This is a genomic window from Kribbella sp. NPDC006257 (genome assembly GCF_040613535.1).
GTDB lineage: Bacteria > Actinomycetota > Actinomycetes > Propionibacteriales > Kribbellaceae > Kribbella.
This window is the reverse complement of sequence record NZ_JBEXSJ010000010.1, coordinates 156,504-176,172: the sequence shown is the minus strand read 5'-3', so window position 1 is coordinate 176,172 and position 19,669 is coordinate 156,504. Positions and strand designations below refer to the sequence as shown.

At 67.2% G+C, this 19,669-nt stretch carries 19 protein-coding genes; 4 read left to right on the top strand and 15 right to left on the bottom strand.

Annotated features, from left to right (window positions below):
• The 13 genes from ABZ004_RS15090 to ABZ004_RS15030 all read right to left on the bottom strand — a co-directional run bounded on the left by ABZ004_RS15090 (window position 1) and on the right by ABZ004_RS15030 (window position 14,567).
• Window positions 1–597: a CGNR zinc finger domain-containing protein gene (locus tag ABZ004_RS15090; RefSeq protein WP_355680425.1), complete on the bottom strand. Its 597-nt coding sequence runs from the start codon at window positions 595–597 to the stop codon at window positions 1–3.
• Window positions 590–1,435, bottom strand: a complete 846-nt coding sequence (locus ABZ004_RS15085) for an MBL fold metallo-hydrolase (RefSeq protein WP_355680424.1) — start codon at window positions 1,433–1,435, stop codon at window positions 590–592. The genes ABZ004_RS15090 and ABZ004_RS15085 overlap by 8 nt, the downstream gene beginning before the upstream one ends.
• 54 nt (window positions 1,436–1,489) lie before the next feature.
• Window positions 1,490–2,335: a CoA ester lyase gene (locus tag ABZ004_RS15080; protein WP_355680423.1), complete on the bottom strand. Its 846-nt coding sequence runs from the start codon at window positions 2,333–2,335 to the stop codon at window positions 1,490–1,492.
• Window positions 2,336–2,519: 184 nt separating this feature from the next.
• Window positions 2,520–3,707 (bottom strand): CoA transferase, encoded by a 1,188-nt coding sequence (locus ABZ004_RS15075; protein ID WP_355680422.1) that lies wholly within the window; start codon window positions 3,705–3,707, stop codon window positions 2,520–2,522.
• Between the two features lie 64 nt (window positions 3,708–3,771).
• A complete protein-coding gene (locus ABZ004_RS15070; RefSeq protein ID WP_355680421.1) occupies window positions 3,772–5,760 on the bottom strand; it encodes an SUMF1/EgtB/PvdO family nonheme iron enzyme in 1,989 nt (662 codons plus the stop codon).
• Complete coding sequence (locus ABZ004_RS15065; RefSeq protein WP_355680420.1) at window positions 5,757–6,629, bottom strand: ribokinase; 873 nt, start codon at window positions 6,627–6,629, stop codon at window positions 5,757–5,759. The genes ABZ004_RS15070 and ABZ004_RS15065 overlap by 4 nt, the downstream gene beginning before the upstream one ends.
• Window positions 6,622–8,076 (bottom strand): ADP-ribosylglycohydrolase family protein, encoded by a 1,455-nt coding sequence (locus ABZ004_RS15060; RefSeq protein ID WP_355680419.1) that lies wholly within the window; start codon window positions 8,074–8,076, stop codon window positions 6,622–6,624. Before ABZ004_RS15060 ends, ABZ004_RS15065 begins: the two co-directional genes overlap by 8 nt.
• Window positions 8,073–9,209 carry an ADP-ribosylglycohydrolase family protein gene (locus tag ABZ004_RS15055; RefSeq protein ID WP_355680418.1) on the bottom strand — a complete coding sequence of 379 codons (1,137 nt, stop codon included), beginning with the start codon at window positions 9,207–9,209 and terminating at the stop codon, window positions 8,073–8,075. Before ABZ004_RS15055 ends, ABZ004_RS15060 begins: the two co-directional genes overlap by 4 nt.
• Window positions 9,209–10,489: an extracellular solute-binding protein gene (locus ABZ004_RS15050; RefSeq protein WP_355680417.1), complete on the bottom strand. Its 1,281-nt coding sequence runs from the start codon at window positions 10,487–10,489 to the stop codon at window positions 9,209–9,211. Before ABZ004_RS15050 ends, ABZ004_RS15055 begins: the two co-directional genes overlap by 1 nt.
• A gap of 54 nt (window positions 10,490–10,543) precedes the next feature.
• Window positions 10,544–11,377, bottom strand: a complete 834-nt coding sequence (locus ABZ004_RS15045) for a carbohydrate ABC transporter permease (RefSeq protein ID WP_355680416.1) — start codon at window positions 11,375–11,377, stop codon at window positions 10,544–10,546.
• Window positions 11,374–12,267 (bottom strand): sugar ABC transporter permease, encoded by an 894-nt coding sequence (locus ABZ004_RS15040; RefSeq protein ID WP_355680415.1) that lies wholly within the window; start codon window positions 12,265–12,267, stop codon window positions 11,374–11,376. Before ABZ004_RS15040 ends, ABZ004_RS15045 begins: the two co-directional genes overlap by 4 nt.
• Window positions 12,264–13,289 carry a LacI family DNA-binding transcriptional regulator gene (locus ABZ004_RS15035; protein WP_355680414.1) on the bottom strand — a complete coding sequence of 342 codons (1,026 nt, stop codon included), beginning with the start codon at window positions 13,287–13,289 and terminating at the stop codon, window positions 12,264–12,266. The genes ABZ004_RS15040 and ABZ004_RS15035 overlap by 4 nt, the downstream gene beginning before the upstream one ends.
• A gap of 96 nt (window positions 13,290–13,385) precedes the next feature.
• Entirely contained in the window at window positions 13,386–14,567 is a 1,182-nt protein-coding gene (locus ABZ004_RS15030; RefSeq protein WP_355680413.1) for an MFS transporter, read from the bottom strand.
• 79 nt (window positions 14,568–14,646) lie between these two features.
• Here ABZ004_RS15030 and ABZ004_RS15025 point away from each other — a divergent pair, with 79 nt between their 5' ends.
• From ABZ004_RS15025 to ABZ004_RS15010, 4 genes are all read left to right on the top strand, one after another.
• On the top strand, window positions 14,647–15,516 hold the full coding sequence (locus ABZ004_RS15025) for a LysR family transcriptional regulator (RefSeq protein ID WP_355680412.1): 870 nt from the start codon (window positions 14,647–14,649) through the stop codon (window positions 15,514–15,516).
• Between the two features lie 29 nt (window positions 15,517–15,545).
• Window positions 15,546–15,917 carry a VOC family protein gene (locus ABZ004_RS15020; RefSeq protein ID WP_355680411.1) on the top strand — a complete coding sequence of 124 codons (372 nt, stop codon included), beginning with the start codon at window positions 15,546–15,548 and terminating at the stop codon, window positions 15,915–15,917.
• Between the two features lie 56 nt (window positions 15,918–15,973).
• A complete protein-coding gene (locus ABZ004_RS15015) occupies window positions 15,974–16,369 on the top strand; it encodes a PRC-barrel domain-containing protein (protein WP_355680410.1) in 396 nt (131 codons plus the stop codon).
• 99 nt (window positions 16,370–16,468) lie between these two features.
• Entirely contained in the window at window positions 16,469–17,608 is a 1,140-nt protein-coding gene (locus tag ABZ004_RS15010; protein ID WP_355680409.1) for an LLM class flavin-dependent oxidoreductase, read from the top strand.
• A gap of 1 nt (window position 17,609) precedes the next feature.
• On the opposite strand, the gene ABZ004_RS15005 is transcribed toward ABZ004_RS15010, so the two are convergent.
• Both ABZ004_RS15005 and ABZ004_RS15000 read right to left on the bottom strand, forming a co-directional pair.
• A complete protein-coding gene (locus ABZ004_RS15005; protein ID WP_355680408.1) occupies window positions 17,610–18,560 on the bottom strand; it encodes a potassium channel family protein in 951 nt (316 codons plus the stop codon).
• Window positions 18,532–19,647, bottom strand: a complete 1,116-nt coding sequence (locus ABZ004_RS15000) for a GNAT family N-acetyltransferase (protein WP_355680407.1) — start codon at window positions 19,645–19,647, stop codon at window positions 18,532–18,534. The genes ABZ004_RS15005 and ABZ004_RS15000 overlap by 29 nt, the downstream gene beginning before the upstream one ends.
• Window positions 19,648–19,669: the final 22 nt, after the last annotated feature.

Sequence of the window (19,669 nt, the reverse complement as noted above, 5' to 3'; positions counted from 1 at the left end):
CTAGCGGTTCCGCTCCCGGTGGGCCCGGAGGTTCGCCTGGTTTCCGCAGGTCTTGACGTCGTGCCAGGCGCCGCTGTTGTTCCGCGAACGGTCGTAGAACGCAACTTGGCAACGCTCGTTGCGGCACGTCTTCAACCGCCGCCAGGTATCACCCCGCTGCGCCACGAACACCAACGACAAAACCTTGGAGATCACGGACGCCGAGCCCGCACCGCCGCCCGGCTTCAGCTCGACCACACCGTCCGCGCCCAAATCGAGAGCAGCAACGCCACTCCAGGATGTTGAGCCACCCGAACCGCGCGTCAACCTCCGCAGCTCGTCGCGGAACGCGCGCAGCTGCACCAAGTCCGTCTCAGTCGGCCGTGCCGCATCAGCCGACCGGCCGACGCTCTGCCCCGCCGACTGGGCGGCGCCGGCGCCAGCCGATCCGGCCGCAGTCAGCCCCGCGGCGGCCAGCCATTCGCCCGCCGTCTCGACCTCGCCCAGGAGGTCCGGAAAGCGGCCGACGGAAGCGGTGTTGAGGAGGGCCTGGACGAGTGCGAGCTCGTCCGGAGCCTCCTCGACGTCGAAGCGGGCGGTGGGGCCGAGGTCAGGCATTCAGCAACGCCACGCCGCCGTACCAGAGCGGACTCGGGTTGATCCGGTCCGGATAGATCGCCATCATCGCGTCGAAGAACTCCTCAGGCGTCGACGAGTCCCCCAGCAGCTTCATCACGTCCCGAAGGTACTGCTTGGTCTGGTCCAGCACGCTCGGATCATCGGCGAACTCGACGTTCTTGTGCCCCGCCACCACCGCAGTCGGCCGCAACGCAGCAACCTGGTCCAAAGCGGAGATCCACTCCTCGAACCCACCGTCGCGACCCTCGACGATGTACTGATGTACGCCGTTGTAGGCGACGTCACCCGCCACCACGAGCCCGATCGACGGCACATGCAGAACCGTCGTCTTCTCGGTGTCCGTGTGCCCCACCTCGATCGCCTGCAAGACGTTGCCCTCCAGCAGGATCCCCTCGGCCGGAAACGGCTCGGCCAGCACCGGCGAGGCCGGGATCCGCCCCGGGAAGATCTTGTCCCAGAGCTGCTCGCGCCCCGGACCAGCCTGCTGGATCATCACCTCGATCGTGCCCGGAGTGGCGTAGGCCCGCGCGCCCGGGAAGCGCTTCACCAGCTCCGCGGTCCCGAACCAGTGGTCCCCATGCCCGTGCGTGGCGTAGATCGCGGTCAGCCGTTTGCCGGACTGCTCGATCCAGTCGCCGACCGCCTGGATGTGCTCGTCGATGAACGGCGGATCGACCAGTACGGCGTCCGTTGCGCCGTAGATCAGCGTCGTCGAGAGCGGGTTCCAGTACAGCGGGTCGCCGTTCGGCATCCGCTGCTCACCGGCGCGCAGCGCGCCAGGACTGACATGCACTTCATACGCCAAGGGAGTAGTCATGAAAGAATCGTAGCTTGTTTACTTCTTTCACGCCAAGAGAGTGTGAGCGGGGCCTCAGTTCTCGAGCTGACGCATCAGGTCGACGACCTCCCGGGCGCGACCGATCATCGCCGGGTCGATCATCCGGCCGTCGGGCAGCACGATCACTCCCCCCTCCGCGACGCCCGCCTTCTCGACCGCGGCCAGCAACGCAGCCGCATCGGCGACCTGCTCAGCCGACGGTGTGAAGCTCTCCACGATCGGCACCAGCTGCCGCGGGTGAATCGCGGTCCTCCCGACGAACCCGAGCGCGCGCCCCTCCAGGCAGGTCCTCCGCAGCCCGTCCTCGTCACTCACGTGCGGATACACCGACATCATCGGCGCCCCCAGCCCGGCCGCCCGCGACGCCGACACCAACCGCCCTCGCGCCCAGGCCAACCCCTCAGGACCATCGACACCGAGCGAACTCGCGAGATCGGCCTCCCCCAGCGCCACCGCGACCACCCGCGGATCCGCCGTCGCGATCTCGAAGGCCCGTTCCAACCCGATCGGCGACTCGATCAACGCGGTGATCCTTGCCGTCGGCACCTGCTCCAGCAGCCGGCGTACGTCGAGAGCGCTCTCCACTTTCGGCATCCGGATCCGGACTTCCGGCACCGCACTCAGTGCCGCCAGATCGTCCTCGATCCACGGCGTCCCCGGCGCGTTCACCCGGACCTCGAACAGTCCGCCCGAGCGCGCCGCGACCCACGCCACCGCCCACCCACGAGCGTCGGCCTTGTCATCCACCGGTACGGCGTCCTCCAGGTCGAACACCACCAGGTCCGGCCCCGCAGCAACAGCCTTCGCAAACCGATCCGGCCGATTAGCCGGCACATACAACGCACTCAACACCGCCAGCACCCACCCAATCTCGATCATCGGTCCCTTGTTCCCCGGCGTGTCGCCCATCACCGGTCCGCTCTTACGCTCCGAGGCAGCGGCCCCAGCGGTACGCCGTACCTCGAACCCTCGTCACCCCGCGCCGTCCGGTGCGCATCAAAGGACCGAACAACAGCGACACGCCGGGGAACAAGGGACCGATGATCGGTGGATGGTGGGGCACTTAGATCACGCCGCGGGATCGGAGGGCGGCTCGTTGGGCTGGGGTGATGCCGATCTCTGCTAGGACGGCGTCGGTGTCGGCGCCGTGCGGCCGACCGGCCCACCGGATCGAGCCGGGTGATTCCGACAAGCGGAAAAGCACGTTCTGCATCTGCACCGGCCCACCCAGTTCGTCGTCGTCCACCTCGACGATCGTGTTCAGCGCCGCGTACTGCGGGTCGCTCACGATCCCCCGAATGTCGTGCACCGGCCCCACCGCCGCCTCAGCCTTCTCGAACGCGAGCATCACCTCGTCCAGAGAGCGCTCCCCGATCCAGGAGCCGACGGCGTCGTCCAGCTCATCGGCATGCTCCGCCCGCTCCCGACCCGTCCCGAACCACGGCTGCGCCACCAGATCAGCACGGCCGACCAGCGTCACCACCCGCTCCGCGATGCTCTGCGAAGAGGTAGACACCGCGACCCATCGCCCGTCGCCGGTCCGATAGACATTGCGTGGCGCGTTGTTCGACGAGCGATTCCCCAACCTGGGTTGGACATACCCGGTCTGCTGGTACGCCGTGATGCCGCCACCCAGCATCATCAGGATCGGCTCGATGATCGCCATGTCGATCACCTGGCCGGCGCCGGACCGATCACGCTCGCGGAGCGCAACCAGGACGGCGTACGCGGTGGCGAGTGCCGTGATCCCGTCGGCGAGGCCGAACGGCGGCAGCGTCGGCGGACCATCGGGCTCACCGGTGACGGCGGCGAACCCGCTCATCGCCTCGGCCAGCGAACCGAAGCCGGGCCGCCGCGACCACGGACCGACCTGACCGAACGCCGTCACCCGCGCGATCACCAGCCGGGGGTTGGCCTCGAGCAGGACGTCCGGCCCGAGTCCCCAGCGCTCCAACGTTCCCGGGCGGAAGTTCTCCACCAAGACGTCGTGAGCGCGGACCAGGTCGAGGAAGACCTCGCGGCCCTGGGAAAGGTCGAGAGTCGCCAGGCGCTTGTTCCGGCCGAGGGTCTTGAACCACAGGCCGACCCCGTTCTTGCTGGTGCCATGACCCCGAGCGGCGTCCGGGCGGGACGGGTGCTCGATCTTCGTCACGTCCGCACCGAAGTCGCCGAGGAAGGTCGCCGCCAGTGGTCCCGCGAACAGCGTCGCCGCCTCCAGCACCTTGACCCCTTGCAAAGGCGCAGGTCTCATCGCAACCGACTCATCCCGCACATCCTCATCCCCGCCTTGTCCCCGAATTGTCGTTCCGGCCCGCTCAGCCGGCGCAGCGGAAGCCGATCGTCTCCGACCGGTCGAGCCCGCCTCCGGTAAGCACCAACTTGAAGCTCACTTCCGGTTCCTGCGGCCCACCATCGGCGTACCAGTCGGAGCCTTCGGCAACGAACCACGAACCACCCTTGAGGATGCAGAACCGGCTGCGCCCGTCGCTGTGCTCGCTCTCGGTCAGGTTCCACACCAGTGGCTCGGCGCGCGTGAAGCCGTCCAGCCCGGCAGCCACCTGCCACTCGTCCTCGGTCGGCAGCCGGCCACCGCGCCACTCGGCATAGGCCCGCGCATCCGGCAGATCGACGTACGTCACCGGCTGCTCCTCGGTCCCCGGCGCCGGAGCACCATCGACCCAGTGCGCCAGGAACCGGTTGGCGATGAACGGGCGATAGCCGGTCGCCGCCAGGAACGCCGCGTACTCCGCGTTGGTCACCTCCCGGATCGCCACCGAGATCCCGGAGAGCGTGATCTCCCGTGTCCTCGTCTGCTGATCGTGCAGGCGTGGGGGCAGCGGCTTCCACTCCTCCACGTACGGCGCTTCGTCGTAGAACCCGGTCTCGCGGCGCCGGTACCGGACCGTCAGAGAGCGCTCACCGGCCGGCACCTCGACGACCGGCCCGATGTCAGCGGCACCCGAGACCTCAGGTACCGCGACCCGCTGAGCCGGCGCCATCGGGAAAGCAGAGTCCTTCAGATGCGGACGCTCCATCGTTCCGAGCCGACGAGCGGTCGCCCGACAGGTCGCGCCGGCGGTCGCGCCAACCCGGACGACGCCGGTGACGCCACGCCCCGGTACGACGAGGTGCACCCCGTCGTCGTCCGCGGTGATCGGCACGCCCGAGGTCACGTCGTACCAGTCGCCGACCTGATCCTCGGACCGCAGCACGATGCCCTCGAAGTCTTCGTCGTCGCGATTGATCAGCGTCCAGACCGTCACGTCGGCAAGCTCGAACCGCGATCCGAAGACGCCGTGCTCGCGTGCCTTGTCCGGCACCTCCGGGGTCAGCGGAATCCAGTCACCGCCGATGAGAATCGGCGAGAACGCTCTCTGTGCCGCCACCATCCGGCGCAGCGTCGCCCGGTCGCGCGCGTTCCAGCCGACCCAGGCGGAGAAGACCGACTCCCAGACGAGCATGCCGACGCCGTTCACCCAGGCGGACTGCAGCTCGTCACTGTGATCACGGTTCCACCGACGGGTGTGGTGCATCATGTGCCGGCGCTCGAACAAGTGCGCCCGCAGTACGCCGGGCGCCCGGGTGTCGGCGAACCACTGCGCCCAGGACAGCGCGTGATCGCCGATCCTTGCCATCGGCAACCGTGACTCACCCTCGAACGCGATCTCCGGCTTCACCCTCTGCAGCGCCCGGGTGAAGGCCGGATCGCCTTCCTTCAAGGTATCCAGGAAGACGCCGTCGGCATCCAGTTCGCCAACCAGGGCAGCGAATTCCTCCGCGTCGGAACGAGTCATCCGGCGCGTGCCGACATCCCATGGGTTGTAGTCGAGGAACACCTTCAACCCGAGCTCGTGCAGTGAGGCAACGAGCTCCTTCAGCCCCGGAGCATCCCGGTAGAAGTCGAACTGGTTGCGCGAGTCGATCCCGATCACCGGATACGCGTGCCACAGCACCACCGCGTCGTACCCGCCGAAGTCGTCGATCCCGTGCTGGACGAACTTCTGCGGCGTGAACCGCCCGGTCCGGACGTCGTACAGCTGCTCGTCCCACAGCCAGACCAGCGCCACCGAGTACGCCGTCTGGGTCCACTCGCGACCGGGGACCTCGTAGTGCGACCCGTCGTACGGGGTCCGCTCGTAGGCGCCCATCAGCCACTCGGCCAGCTTGCCGCGCCAGCGGGGCAGGTCGGAGGGGTCCTCGGGGGCGCCGAGGATCTTCGCGTCGTCGAGGAAGGCCAGATCCGCTCGCAGGCCGAGGTCGACCCTGGCCGGGAGGTCGATCGGCCGGGGCACGAGGGGGTTCACAGGTATACCTCCGCATAACGCGCGTCGATGACATCCCCGTGCGGCACCGAAGGGATCGCTCCCGCCGTTTTAACGCTCAATGAAGCAGCAACGTTAGCGCGTCGGACCGCATTCGTCAGCTCACTTCCTGTAGTTGACGTGGAAGCTAACGTCGCGGCCAGTACTCCGCAGAAGGTGTCACCGGCGGCGGTGGTGTCGACCACCTCGACCGGTACGCCGGGCACGCGCACCTCGTCGGCGCCGCGGGCAAGGATGACCGCACCCTTGCTCCCGAGCGTGATCACGGCGGCCGGGACGCGCTCGAGCAACGATCCGCCGATCGCCTCGGCCTCGGTCTCGTTCACCACGAGCAGATCCACGGCGGCGAGGAGCTCGTCGGAAAGCTCAGCTGCCGGCGCCGCATTCAGGATGAAGTACGACGAAGCCTCCGCCGCGGCCTGGACGGTGGCGAACGGGATCTCGAGCTGAGCCAGGACGACCTTTGCCCGTTGCACTGCGCGCAATGCTTCGGACGAGAGTTCCAGCTCGGCGTTGGCCGACGGCGCGACGACGATCGAGTTCTCGCCATCGGCCGACACGGTGATGATCGCCGTACCGGTCGGCCTACCGGCGGTGGACACCAGCGACAGGTCGACGCCGGACTCGCTGAGGGCTTTGCGCAACAACTCACCGGACTCGTCGGCGCCGAGCGAGGCAACGAACGCTGTCGAGGCGCCGGCCCGGGCGGCGGCGACGGCCTGGTTCGCACCCTTGCCGCCGGGCCCGCGGGTCAGCCCGCTCGCGAGGACGGTCTCGCCCGGCCGCGGGATCCGCTGGACCGGCAACACCAGGTCCACGTTCGCGCTGCCCACGACGACGACGTCAGCCACGCTCGCCCACCATCGATGCCGCCTCCACAGTCCGTCGTGCCAGCTCGCTGATCGCGATCTGATCCATCCCCGGCAGGCTGGTGGCCAGCCGGTCCTTGAGTGGTCTGGACCACTCTGCCGGAACTCCGAACACGGCGCCAAGTACCGCGCCGGTCGTCGCTCCCGCCGAGTCCGTGTCCCACCCTCCCATCACCGCCCGACAAATTCCGGTGCCGAAGTCAGGAGCCGTCAGCGCGTACGCCGTCAGCGCACTGTTGTTCACCGAATGCACCCAATGCAGATGCCCGTACTCCGCATGCAGGCGATCCAGAGCGTCGTCCAGTGGATCATCCGCAAGGTCCAACCCGAACCGAACCGCCTTCGCGATCTCACCGTTTTCGCTGATCACCTCGAGCGCTGCCTCGGCCACCTCGCGCGGATCGTCCAGCACCATCGCCGCCGCCGACATCGCCGCCACCCACAACGCGCCGTCGACCCCTGCCCCCGTATGACTCAACCGAGCATCCACCAACGCCAACCGCGCCGCCGCCGACCGGTCCCCCGGATGCACCCACCCGTAAACATCAGTCCGGATCTGCGCCCCGATCCACTCCCGAAACGGATTCCGCACCACACCCGCCCGCTCCGGCTCCACCCCCTCAAGCAAATTCCGATAAGCCACCCTCTCGGCCGTAAACACCCGCCCCCCCGGCAACTCATCCAACCAAGCCTGAGCCACGTCCTCGGTAGTCAGCCCATCCCCGTGCTTCTCCACCATCTGCAACGCCAGAATCGCGAAGTTGAGATCGTCGTCCTCCGGCATCCCGTCGATCACTTCTCGCAGACTGGTCGGCCTGGACCGCCGATTCCAAGGCCAGCGAGCCTGCACTTCCTCCGGCACGCCCACCCCGCTCACATACTCCGAAAGCGGCCACTGCCCCGAACTCTGCAAAATCTCCCGAATCCCCTCCCGAGGAATCTTCTCCACCGGCTTCCCCAACAAGCACCCCGCAGCCCGCCCCAGCCAAGCGTTCAACACCCGCCGCTCATCCGCAGGCGGCCCGGCCAACGCGCTCTCCCCAGGCGAGCGAAGCGAAGCCGGCCCTGGGGCCGCGCGCTCGGGATCTCCCACCTGAGGCGAGCGAAGCGAAGCCGCGCCGCCGACAGGTGCCCCGGGGTGCGCCTTTACCTCAGGGCCGGGAGAACCGCTGGGTAGCAGCGGCAGCTGGGGGATCGCCGGTGGAATCCACTGGGGCGCGCGGGCGTCTAGCTCGTCGAGGAGGTCCTGGGCGAGAGCACGTAGTACGGGAGGGGCTGGTTTGTCTGAGGCGCCGGAGACGGGAGCGGTTGTGGTGCCGCCGGCGTGGAGCCAGCGGGACTCGATGTCGGCGGTGTCGACGCCCTCCGTGTGGGATTGGTGCAGCTGGTGTGGCAGCAGGTCTTCCGGCTGCACCCAGGTCAGTCTCATCGACTCAGTCTCTCCAACGTTTCACTCCGACGCGACCACCGGCGCGCGTCGCTCTCGTGCAATTCGGCAGCGACCGACGCCATCACCCGCCCCGGCTGCTCCAGATCGGTCCGGCTGGCCTCCGCGATCGCCGAAGCCCACTCCCCCGGTACGCCGGACGCTCCGCCCAGCGCCCCCGTGATCGCCCCCGCCATCGAGGCGATCGAGTCGGCATCGCGACCGTAGTTCGTCCCACCGAGCACAGCCTGTCGCACATCACCACCCGACACGAGCACGAACCCGAGCGCGACCGGCAACTCCTCGATCGCCTTCGTCCGACTCGGCCGCCGTGCATCAAGCGACTGATTCCGATAGTCCGGCCCAACCGTGTCGAACGGCTCAACCGCCTTACGCAGCAGCGGAATCGCCTGCTCCCAGTCACTCACCCCGTCAACCGCCGCCACCACAGCCTCGACCGCAGCCCGCGTGCCGTCCTTCGCCAAGGCAAGCGCCTCAGCAACAGCCGACGAAGCTGTGGCTGAAGGCACCATCGCCGCCGCGACAGCCGCAGCAAAAACCCCAGCTGCCTCGCGCCCATAACTCGACTGATGCGCCCCCGCCAGATCGATCGCCTCGGCATACGCCCCAGCCGGATCACCCGCATTGGCAACCCCGACAGGCGCCACATACATCGCCGCCCCACAGTTCACGATGTTCCCGACGCCGGCTTCCCGCGGATCGTTGTGCCCGTAGTGCAACCGAGCCACCAACCACTTCTCCGCCAGAAACACCCGCTGCAGCAACAGCGCCTCGGTCTCCAGTTCGGGAATCCACCGCTTCTCCGACAGCAACTTCGGCACCAACGACTCCGCGATCGCATACGCGTCCAGGTGCGTACGCCGTTCGTCGTACACCTCGACCAGCGCATGCGTCATCAACGTGTCGTCGGTGATGTGCCCATCGCCCTTGTGGTACGGCGCGATCGGCCGGGCGTTGCGCCAGTCGTCGTACCAGGGACCGACGATCCCGGTCACCCACCCGCCATGCCGCTCGCGGATCGCCTCGGGCGTCCAGCCCTCGACGGCACCACCGATCGCGTCACCGACCGCCGATCCGACGAGGGCCCCAACCGACTTCTCCTCCAGCAGCGACATCAGCCGTTGACCTGCCCCCACCCGTCGCTCAGCTTCTTGCCCAGCGCCGCCAGGTCGATCTTGTTCGCCAGGAACTCCTGCAGCGCCGGCGTCGCGATCTGGTCCTTCCACTTCGGGTAGTTCTCCACACTCTGGAACGGCGCCTTGGTCAGCTCGGCACCACTGGCCAGCGTCTGCGTCCACCCGTTCTTGCCACCCGTCGCCTTCGCGATCGCATCCCGCGCGCCCTGCGTCGTCGGGATCAGCCAGTCACCCTGCCCGACCGCCGCAAGATTGTCGGCCTTCATGAAGTAGTCGATGAACTGCGCCGCCTGCTTCACGTGCTTACCTTCGGCCGGCACCGACAGCGTCTGCGGGTTCGCGGCCTGCTTCTCCGAAGTCCCCTTCAGCGGCGGCAGCACCTCCCACTGGAAGTCCTTCGGTCCCTGCTCGACGATCTGCTGCGCCGCATAGTTGCCGCCGACAATCATCGCGTACTTGCCGCCGAAGAACCCCGGCAGCACATCCGACCCACTCTGGGTCAGCGACGTCGGGTCGATCGACTTGTCGTCGTACGCCATCGCGTGGATCCGCTTCGGCACCTCGAGCTCGGCATCGCCGATCTTCGCCTTCGCGTCCCGCCCGGTGCCGTCGAAGAACGTCCCGTCGAAGTTCATCCCCAGGTTCAGCACGGTCGCGGTCGGGCTCTTCAGTCCCCAGCCGAGTCCGTACTTCCCACCGCCGGTCAGCTTCTTCGCATCCGCCTGCAGATCGTCCCAGCTGAGCGAGTCGCCGGTCGTCGAGATCCCAGCCTTCTTGAGCAGCGTGGTGTTGCCGAAGACGACGTACGACTGCAGCAGTGTCGGCGCGGCGAACACCTTGCCGTCACTCGACACGGTGTCCCAGACACCCTTCGGTACGGCGTCCTTCGTCTCCTGACTCAGGTACGGCGAAAGGTCGGCGAGGTAGCCCTGGTTCGCGAAGCCGGTGATGTCGGCCGATTCGTCATGGATGATGTCCGCCGCGGTGCCGCCCTGGAACTGGGTGACCAACTGGTCGTGCACCGAGTCCCAGCTGCCCTGCACGTACTCGACCTGGATGTTCGGGTTGGCCGCGTTCCAGTCCGCGACGATCTTCTTGGTCGCGGCGACCGTCGTCTTCTGGAAGGCAAGACTCTGGAACTTCAGCGTCACCTTCTCAGTGGAGTCGGAACCGGAACCACCACTGTCGTCGTTACCGCCACAAGCCGCAAGCGTCACCAAGGCGCTTGCCGCGAGCAACGAGATCACTACCTTCTTCATCACATCTCCTCAGGGGATTTACCGGTGGACCGTGGTGGAAGTTCTTCGGTCCACCTAGCCCTTGACTGCGCCGGACAGCAGGCCGGAAGTCAACCGGCGCTGTAAGAAGGCGAAGAACACAAGGCTTGGGACAGTTGCCAGGACGGACGCCGCCGCGAGAGGCCCGAACTGGACCTGCCCTTCGGCCCCGACGAAGCGGGCGAGGACGAGCGGAAGCGTCTTCAGTTGGGGATCCTGCAGCAGGACCAGGGCGAAGAAGAACTCGTTCCACGCCGAGATGAAGGTGAACATCGCGGTCGCGATCAGCCCCGGCCGCAGCAACGGCATCACGATCGCGACGATGGTCCGCACCCGGCTCGCACCGTCGACGGCAGCGGCTTCCTCGAGCTCCCGTGGCACGGCGGACACGTAGCCCTGCAGCATCCACAGCGCGAACGGCATCGACCACACCGTGTACACGATCACCACACCCGGGATCGTGTTCGTCAGGTGCAGCGGCCGCAGGATCATGAACAGCGGAATCACGATCAGGATCACCGGGAACACCTGGCTGACCAGGATCCACCCGTTGGTGATCGGCCGCAGCCGGCTGCGGAAGCGCGCCAGCGCATACGCGACCGGCAGCGAGACGACCAGCACCAGCACGGTCGACGCGACCGAGATCTGCAGCGAGTTCAGCATCGACCGAACCAGCCCCTGCTCCTCCAACGCATCGGTGAAGTTGGAGAAGTCCGGATGCTTGGGCAGGAACGACGGGTTGATACTCGCGAACTCCTGCGGCGACTTCAGCGAACTGGAGATCAGCCAGACCAGTGGGAACCCGAGAAAGATCAGGTAGCAAAGCACTGCGACGTACTGCGCGGCGCGGGTGACCGGCTTCGTTCTCATGCCTCGCTCCTCAGCCTGTTGCGCAGGTAGAAGGCGAGGAACACGATGATGATCACGACCATCACGTCGCCCATCGCGGCGGCCATCCCGAAGTTCCCGTAGCGGAAGGCCTCGTTGTAGGCGAACAACATCGGCAGCATCGTCTTGCCACCAGGCCCGCCCGCAGTCAGCACATAGACCAGGCCGAACGAGTTGAAGTTCCAGATCATGTCCAGGCTGGTGATCGCCACGATCACGGTCCGCAGCTGCGGCAGCGTGATGCTCCAGAACTGGTGCCAGCTACTCGCGCCGTCCACCGCCGCGGCCTCGTACAGCGATCGGTCGATCCCTTGCAGCCCGGCGAGCAGGGTCACCGTGGTCATCGGCATGCCGACCCAGATGCCGACCACGATCACCGCCGGCAGCGCAGTACTGAAATTGCCCAGGAAGTTGATCGGGTGATCGGTCAGGTGCAGGTTCTGCAGGATCTCGTTGACCGGTCCGTTGGTCGGGTGCAGCAACAACCGCCACATGACCGCGACCACCACCGGCGGCATCGCCCAGGGAATCAACGCGAGTGTCCGGGCGACACCACGGAACCGGATGTTCGTGTTGAGCAGCAGCGCCAGGCCGAGCGCCGCGACGAACTGCAGGATCGTGACGGACAGCGTCCAGATCAGCCCGATCTTGAACGACGACCAGAACAGGTCGTTGTGCAGCAGCTTGCTGAAGTTGCCGAAGCCGATGAAGTTGGTGTCGACGTGCAATCCCGCACGTGCATCGGTGAAGCCGAGCGCCAGACCACGCAGCAACGGGTAGACGCTGAACAGCAGGATCGGCAACAGCGCGGGGAGGAACAGGTAGATGGCCTCCCTGTTCTGCTTCGGCCTGCCGGTGGCAACGGTGCTCAAGGGGTCGACCTCCGCACACTCAGGGTCGGCTGTACGACGATGCGCCGCGGCGTCCGGGTGTCGTCCTCGATCCTTGCCAACAGCAACTCCGCCGCCCGCCGGCCACGTTCGGCCGATCCCAGGTTCACACTCGTCAACGGCGGGAACGACTGCTCGGCCAGCTCGCTGTCGTCCATCCCGACCACCGCGACATCCTTCGGCACTTCGAGCCCGTCAGCGGCCAACTCATGCATCAACCCCACCGCGAGCAGGTCGTTAGCGGCGATCACTGCATCAGGCAGCCCAGCGCGCGCCGATCGGCGACCGTCCGTGCTACCGACTCCCGACAGCAGCTCACGGGCCGCCTCGCGGCCCGCGGCGAACGTGAAGTCGATCGCCTCCACCTGAGCCACCGGCTGCAGTCCGTTCGCCTTCATCGCCTCGGTGAACCCCTTCGCCCGCGCCGCACCGGGAACCGTGTCGACCGGGCCGTTGACGAACGCGATCCGCCGCCGCCCCTTGGACACCAGATGCCCGACCGCCAAAAGCATCCCCTTCGGTGAATTCGCCCGGATGGTGTCGACCCCGGCGCTGGACGGAACGTTGCCGGCCACAACCACCGGTACGTCGCATTCGCGGATCGACTTGATCAGGTCGTCGTCGACCCGGAGCGGGCTGATCACCAGCCCGTCGGCGTACCCGCGGGCCATCCCCCGAACCAGCGCCACCTCGTCGACGACGTCCGGACCGGTGGTGGTGACGACCAGCCGATAACCGGCCGCCGAGACGACTTCCTCGACCGCCCGCATCATCGTCACGTAGACCGGGTTACCGACGTCGGCAACGGCCAGGGTGAGCTGGAACGTCCTGCCGACCTTCAGCGACCGCGCCCGCGCGTCCGGGACGTACCCGAGCTGCTCGACCGCCCGCTGGACCCGCTCGACCATCTCGTCGGTGGCCGGCAACCCGTTCAGCACGCGCGACACCGACGCCACCGAAACCCCGGCCACCCGGGCCACACCGGCGATCGTCGGACGGCTCACGCCAACCTCCTGTAATCGTTCTTGTAATCGTTTACAGATCCGACTGTAGGACCCCTTCCGAGCCGCCGTCAACAGCCCGGTGCAGCTTCGAGGCGCTCACATCCGTCGACGTTTCGGCCAGGTGAGACTGGTGACGACAAGGGATCCGGCGGTCAAGGCGATGCCGAACCAGAAGACGCTGCGCACATCCACATGGTCGGCGAACAGGCCGCCGAACAGGGCGCCCAGTGCGATCGAGGTGTTGTACGCCATCGTGTTGAGGGACATCGCGGCCTCGAACGTGTTGGGCGCCGCGGCCTGAGTGAGGTTGAGCTGGCATAACTGCACGGTGCCGAACGACATCCCCCACAAGACAACCGCGATGACTCCGGCGGCAGGCTGGCGGCCGATCGTCAGCAGCAACAGCAAGGACAGCACGACGCCCGCGCAGCCGATGACGAAGCCGGCACGGAAGTTCCTGGTCACGAGATGCCCGGCGAGGAAGTTCCCGGCCGCACCGCCGACGCCGTACAGCATCAGGACGATGGTGACCGCAGTCGGTGTGCTGGCCGACTCCCGCTCCAGGAACGGCCTGATGAACGTGTACGCCCCGAAGTGGCCGAGGACGAACAGCACGACCATCACCATCACCAACCGAAGCTGCGCGTTCGCACGCGGCAGGCCGAAGACTTCCCGGACCGGTACGGCGTTGTCCGAGGGCAACGAAGGGACGAGCGCGGCCACCGCGGCGAGGACGAGGAGACTCAGGCCGGCCCAGATCAGGAACGTACTGCGCCAGCCGGTGAGATTTTCGACGAAGATGCCCAGCGGGATGCCCACGACGGCGGCGATGGAGATGCCGGACATCACCACCGCCGCGGCCCGGCCGGCCGACGGTCCCGGGACCAGCCGCATCGCCATGCTGACTCCGATGGCCCAGAACACTCCGCTGGCGAAGCCCATCACCAGCCGGGTCGTCAGCACCAACGGGAAGGTCGGCGCGACAGCGGTGACGAGATTGCCCAGCGTCAGCACCACCAGCAGCAGTGAGAGCAGGACCCGGCGATTGACGCGCCGGGTCCAGGCCACGATGAAGGGCACGCCGAGACCCGCGGATACGCCGTACAAGGTCACCATCAGCCCGGCGACCCCGACCGGGACCTGCAGGCTGGAGCTCAGTGGGGTGAGGAGGCCGACCGGCATGAGTTCGGTGGTCAGGAAGACAAAGAGACTCGCGGTGATCGCGGCCACGCCGAACCAAGCTCTGGTGGTCGGCTGAGTCATCGATTGGTGCGTCATTCCAGTAGTCTCAGCCGGACCTTATCGATGAGTCCAACACATGCTCTTCATCCCATCGATCGTGATTTACGATAGATAGATGGAGCTGCAGCAGCTGCGCTATGTCATTGCCGTCGCGGAGACGAACAGCTTCACCCAGGCGGCCCGGCGGTGCCTGGTGGTCCAGTCCGCGCTCAGTCATCAGATCGCCCGGCTCGAACGAGAGTTGGGTGCCAGACTCTTCGAGCGCACCAGTCGCAGGGTCCGGTTGACGCCGGCCGGCGCAGCCTTCCTTCCGGCCGCCCGGCAGTGCCTCGACGCCGCCGAACGGGCCGCAGCCGAAGCCGCCGCGGCTGTCGGTGAGATCCGCGGGCGGCTCGCCGTCGGCTTGATCCCGACCGTCGCCGCGGTTGATATCCCGGGCGCCTTGCGGGCTTTCCGCGAGCAGCATCCGGACGTCCGCATCTCGCTCCGGGTCGGCGCGAGTGAGGATCTTGTCGAGCAGGTGAAGGAAGGAAGCATCGAGGTCGCCTTCCTCGGGCTGCCGACCACCGCACGGCCGGCCGGCGTCGAAGCACGCGTACTGGCCCGGGACAAGCTCGTCGCAGTGGTCGCACCTGACCACCCGCTCGCCGGCCAGCCAACCGTCAGCCTTCGCAGGCTCTCCGAAGAGGTCTTCGTCGACCTGCCCGCCAAGACCGCCGGCCGCGCGCAGACCGATCAGGCCTTCCAGTCCGCCGGCCTGGATCGCGAAGTCGCCTTCGAGGTCACCTCGGCCGATTTCATGGCCCGGCTGATCGCCGAGGGCCTCGGCGTCGGCCTGTTCGCCAGCAGTTACGCCCCACAGTTGACAGGCGTGACCACGATCGAGGTCACCGACGCCCCGGCCCGCGTCGAGTACGTCGCCTGGAGCGCCGCCGGCCGCACGCCGGCCGCGACCGCCTTCCTGACCTTGCTGAACATCCGCTGACCTACCACTGCCGGTGGGATCATGGCGAGATGATCGGACGCCTTCATCATGTGGTCATCGACTGTCCGGACCCGGCCGCGCTGGCACGGTTCTACTCGGAGTTGCTTGGGCTCCCGCTGACGTACGAGAGTGACGACTGGGTGGTGATCGCACCCAGCGACACGAATTCCGGGCTGGCGTTCCAGCTGGCTCCGGATCACCAGCCACCGCAGTGGCCTGATCGCGAACGGCCCCAGCAGTTCCACCTCGACGTGATGGTCGACGACATCGACGCCGCCGAACCGCTCGTCCTGGCCCTGGGCGCGAAGAGGCTGTCGGAGCACGTGTTCGAGGATCCGGCCGGTCACCCGTTCTGCATCATTTCCCGCCCGTCCTGGGCAGCACCGATCAACCCCGGCTGATCCTCGGGGCGCTCAGAGTTTCCGGCTGGGGTACCTCCCTAGAGGAGGGGGAACCGATGGAAACCGAAGACGGAAGCCCGGCCCTGCACCCGAGCTTCCCGCTGTGGACATTCCGGAGCGGCACCGAGTTCAGCGATGAACTGGATCCGCTCGGCTACCGCGTGGTCGGCACCGATGAGGAGATCGGCCTGGTCGCCGACTTCGTCGACGCGAACGATCAGCCGGCCTTCGTGGTCGACACGGGCGCCTGGGTCGTGGGGCAGCGGATCCTGTTGCCGGCCGGCACCGTCGAGTCCGTCGACCACGGCGCCCGGGTGATCAGGGTCGATCGCAGCGGCACGGAGATCAGGGAGGCTCCGCCGTACGAGGTGAGCACAGGCGAGAGCGAGGAGTACCGGAATCACCTGACGCACTACTACTGCGATCTCTACGGCGACGACCACGAGACCTGACCAGCCTCGCCCATCATCTGGGACGGCGGCCGTGTCGCGTTTATCTCAACTAATCTCATGGACTTAGTAGCTTTCACTCCCCCGCCGAGGAGCAGTCCGATGACTTTGACCTTCCACTGGTTTCTACCGACGTCCGGTGACTCGCGGAACATCACCGGAGGTGGGCACGGCGCAGAGGTCGTGCATCGCGATCGGCGGGTGACCACGCGGTACCTGCGGCAGATCGTGACCGCGGCGGAGGAGCTCGGGTTCGAAGGGGCTCTGACCCCCACCGGACTGTGGTGCGACGACGCCTGGCTGTCGACCGCCTCGTTGCTCGACTCCACGGATCGGCTGAAGTTCCTGGTCGCGTTCCGGCCGGGGTTGATGGTGCCGACGCTGGCGGCACAGATGGCGACAACCTTCCAGAACCAGTCCGGCGGCCGGCTGCTGCTCAACGTGGTGACCGGTGGCGAACCGGCTGAACAGAAGGCGTTCGGGGATTTCCTCAGCAAGGACGACCGCTACCGGCGTACGGATGAATTTCTTGCGATCGTGCGCAAGCTCTGGGAGCACGGCGAGCCGTTCGACTTCCGGGGCGAACACTTGCGGGTCGAGCAGGCCAGGTTGGTGTCGGTGCCCGATCCGCTGCCACAGATCTACTTCGGCGGCTCGTCGGCCGCTGCCGGACCCGTCGCCGCTGCCCGCAGCGACGTCTACCTCACCTGGGGCGAACCACCCGCTGCCGTCGCCGAGAAGATCGACTGGATCCGCAAACTGGCCGCCGAAGCAGGCCGGACCGTGCGCTTCGGCATCCGGCTGCACGTCATCACCCGGGACACCTCCGAGGACGCCTGGCGAGAGGCACGCCGCCTCCTCGCGGCCCTTCCGCCGGAGACGATCGCGAAAGTCCAGGAAGGCTTGCACCGCAGCGAATCCGAAGGCCAGAAGCGCATGCTGTCGCTGCACGGCGGCGTGGCGGAGAACCTCGAGATCTACCCGAACCTCTGGGCCGGCGTCGGTCTGGCCCGAGGGGGTGCCGGTACGGCGCTCGTCGGCAGCCACGAGGAGGTCGCCGACCGGATCAAGGAGTACGCCGGTCTCGGCATCGAGGAGTTCATCCTGTCCGGCTACCCACACCTCGAAGAGGCCTACTGGTTCGGCGAATCAGTACTCCCCCGCCTCGAACGCGACGGCCTGTGGGTGAATCCCGCCGAACCGTCCCGGGCGCCGAAGAACGCCGTACCGTTCGCCGTCTGACCTACTCTTCCTGGTCGTCGGCGCCGGGGCGCTCGGCCCACGGAGTCTCCTTGGCGGGGCGGACGACGATGAGCTTGTCGCCTGCTGCCAGGACGGAGACGGACGAGTCGTAGTACCGGTGGACCTTGCCGTCGCGGACGACGGAGACGACCCGGTCCGGGACCGATGACGGTGCCTTGCCGACCTCGCGGCCGAGCACCGGGCGTTCGGCGACCTCGAGACCTTCGCCGTAGGTGAGCAGGTCCTCCATCACCTCGCCGAGGTTGGGGCTGACCGCGGACAGGCCGAGCAGCCGGCCGACCGCCTCGGACGAGGTGACGACGGCATCCGCGCCGCTCTGCCGCAGCAGCGGCACGTTGTCCTCCTCGCGGACCGCGACGACGATGTGCGCCTTCGGGTTGAGCTGCCGGACCGCGAGCGTGACGAGCACGGCCGAGTCGTCGCGGTCGGTGGTGACGATCACCTCGCGGGCGGCGATCACCTCGGCGCGGCGCAGGACGGTCCGGTTCGTCGCGTCGCCGTGGAAGGCGGCGATCTGATCGTTGCCCGCGTCACCGATCGCGGTCGCCCGCGGGTCGATCACCACGATCTTCTCGCGCTGCACACCGTTGCTCAGCAGGGTCTGCACCGCCGACCGGCCCTTGGTGCCGTAGCCGACGACAACGACATGGTCCTTCATGCGCTTCCTCCATCGGGTGTCGCGCATGACGCGGCGACCTTCGTTCGCCAAGACTTCCAGAGTCGTGCCGACCAGCACCACCAGGAACGAGATCCGCAGTGGCGTGACGATGAAGGCGTTCACCAGCCGGGCGGTCGGCGTCACCGGAGTGATGTCGCCGTACCCGGTCGTGGTCAGCGTGACAGTGGCGTAGTAGATGCTGTCGATGAAGCCGACCGAACCGTCGTAGGTGTCCTTGTAGCCGTCACGATCGACCAGAACGATGAGCACCATCAAGATCAGCAAGCCCAGCGCGATCAGCAGCCGCCGGAACAGCTCCACCACCGGCGAGCGAGTGCTCGCGGGCAGGTTGACCAAGAGACCGTGCGGATTGCGACCGGTGGGCAGGGATGGCACGCGTCTGACGATAGGGCACCGACGGCCGATCCACCGCATGCGACAGGCTCTGATCGGACAGTGCAACGGTGACCATCAGATGACCGCTATCCTGCACCACCCTGGTCCGCATCCGGAGCCCCTCGACGGTCCTGAGCATCGCCACATTCTCCGGCTGCACCATGCAGACAGCACGGTCCGCGCCCAATTCACGGGCCTCCTGGATCACCCGGCGCAGCAGTTGACTGCCCAGGCCTTGGTTCTGCCAGCCGTCCTCGACCAGGACTGCCATCTCCATCGCACTACTGCCCAGCTCCTCCCAGGGAGCGGCTGTAGCCATCCCGACGACTGCACCGCCGACAGTGGCGACCACTGAGATTCCACCGGCGGGCGCAGACAGGTGCCGCGCAGTACGGGTTGTCAGCTTCGGCATAGGCACGTGATAGCGACGCGTGCGGCTCTCGTACGAACAGCGCTCATGCATGGCCACTACAGCCTCGGCGTCCTCGACAGTGGCCCTCCGGAGCTCCGGTACGCCGCTACCCGGTCGCGGGCCCTCCTGTACGACGCCTTGGTCGCGCTCGGCCAGCTTGCCTGCGATCTCCACGAGCGCATCGGCCCGGGCCCACTCGGCAGGGGTGTACTCCTCGAAGCCCTGGAGGTTCTCCAGCTCCTCATCAACCGACATCGGGTCGTCGAGCAGCCGTAGTACGGCCCGGAGGTACCTCGTCGGAGCGTCACTCAGTACGTCGGCCTGGCACGGGCGGACCGTCGTACGGACGCAGCCGGCATCGGCGACGAGTGCCGTGAGCGTCTCTGCGGTCCAGCCGACTCCGGTGGACACCACTAGTTCGTCGACAGCGCCGGACTCGGCGGTGAAGACCTCCAGGCTGAGGATGTTGATCTCGTCGGCACCACACCGTGCTGCGAGTTCGGCCAGTGCGCCCGGCCGGTCGGCGAGTTCGGTCCTGATCTTCCAGAGCATGGGTGACGCCCTCCCTCGTGGA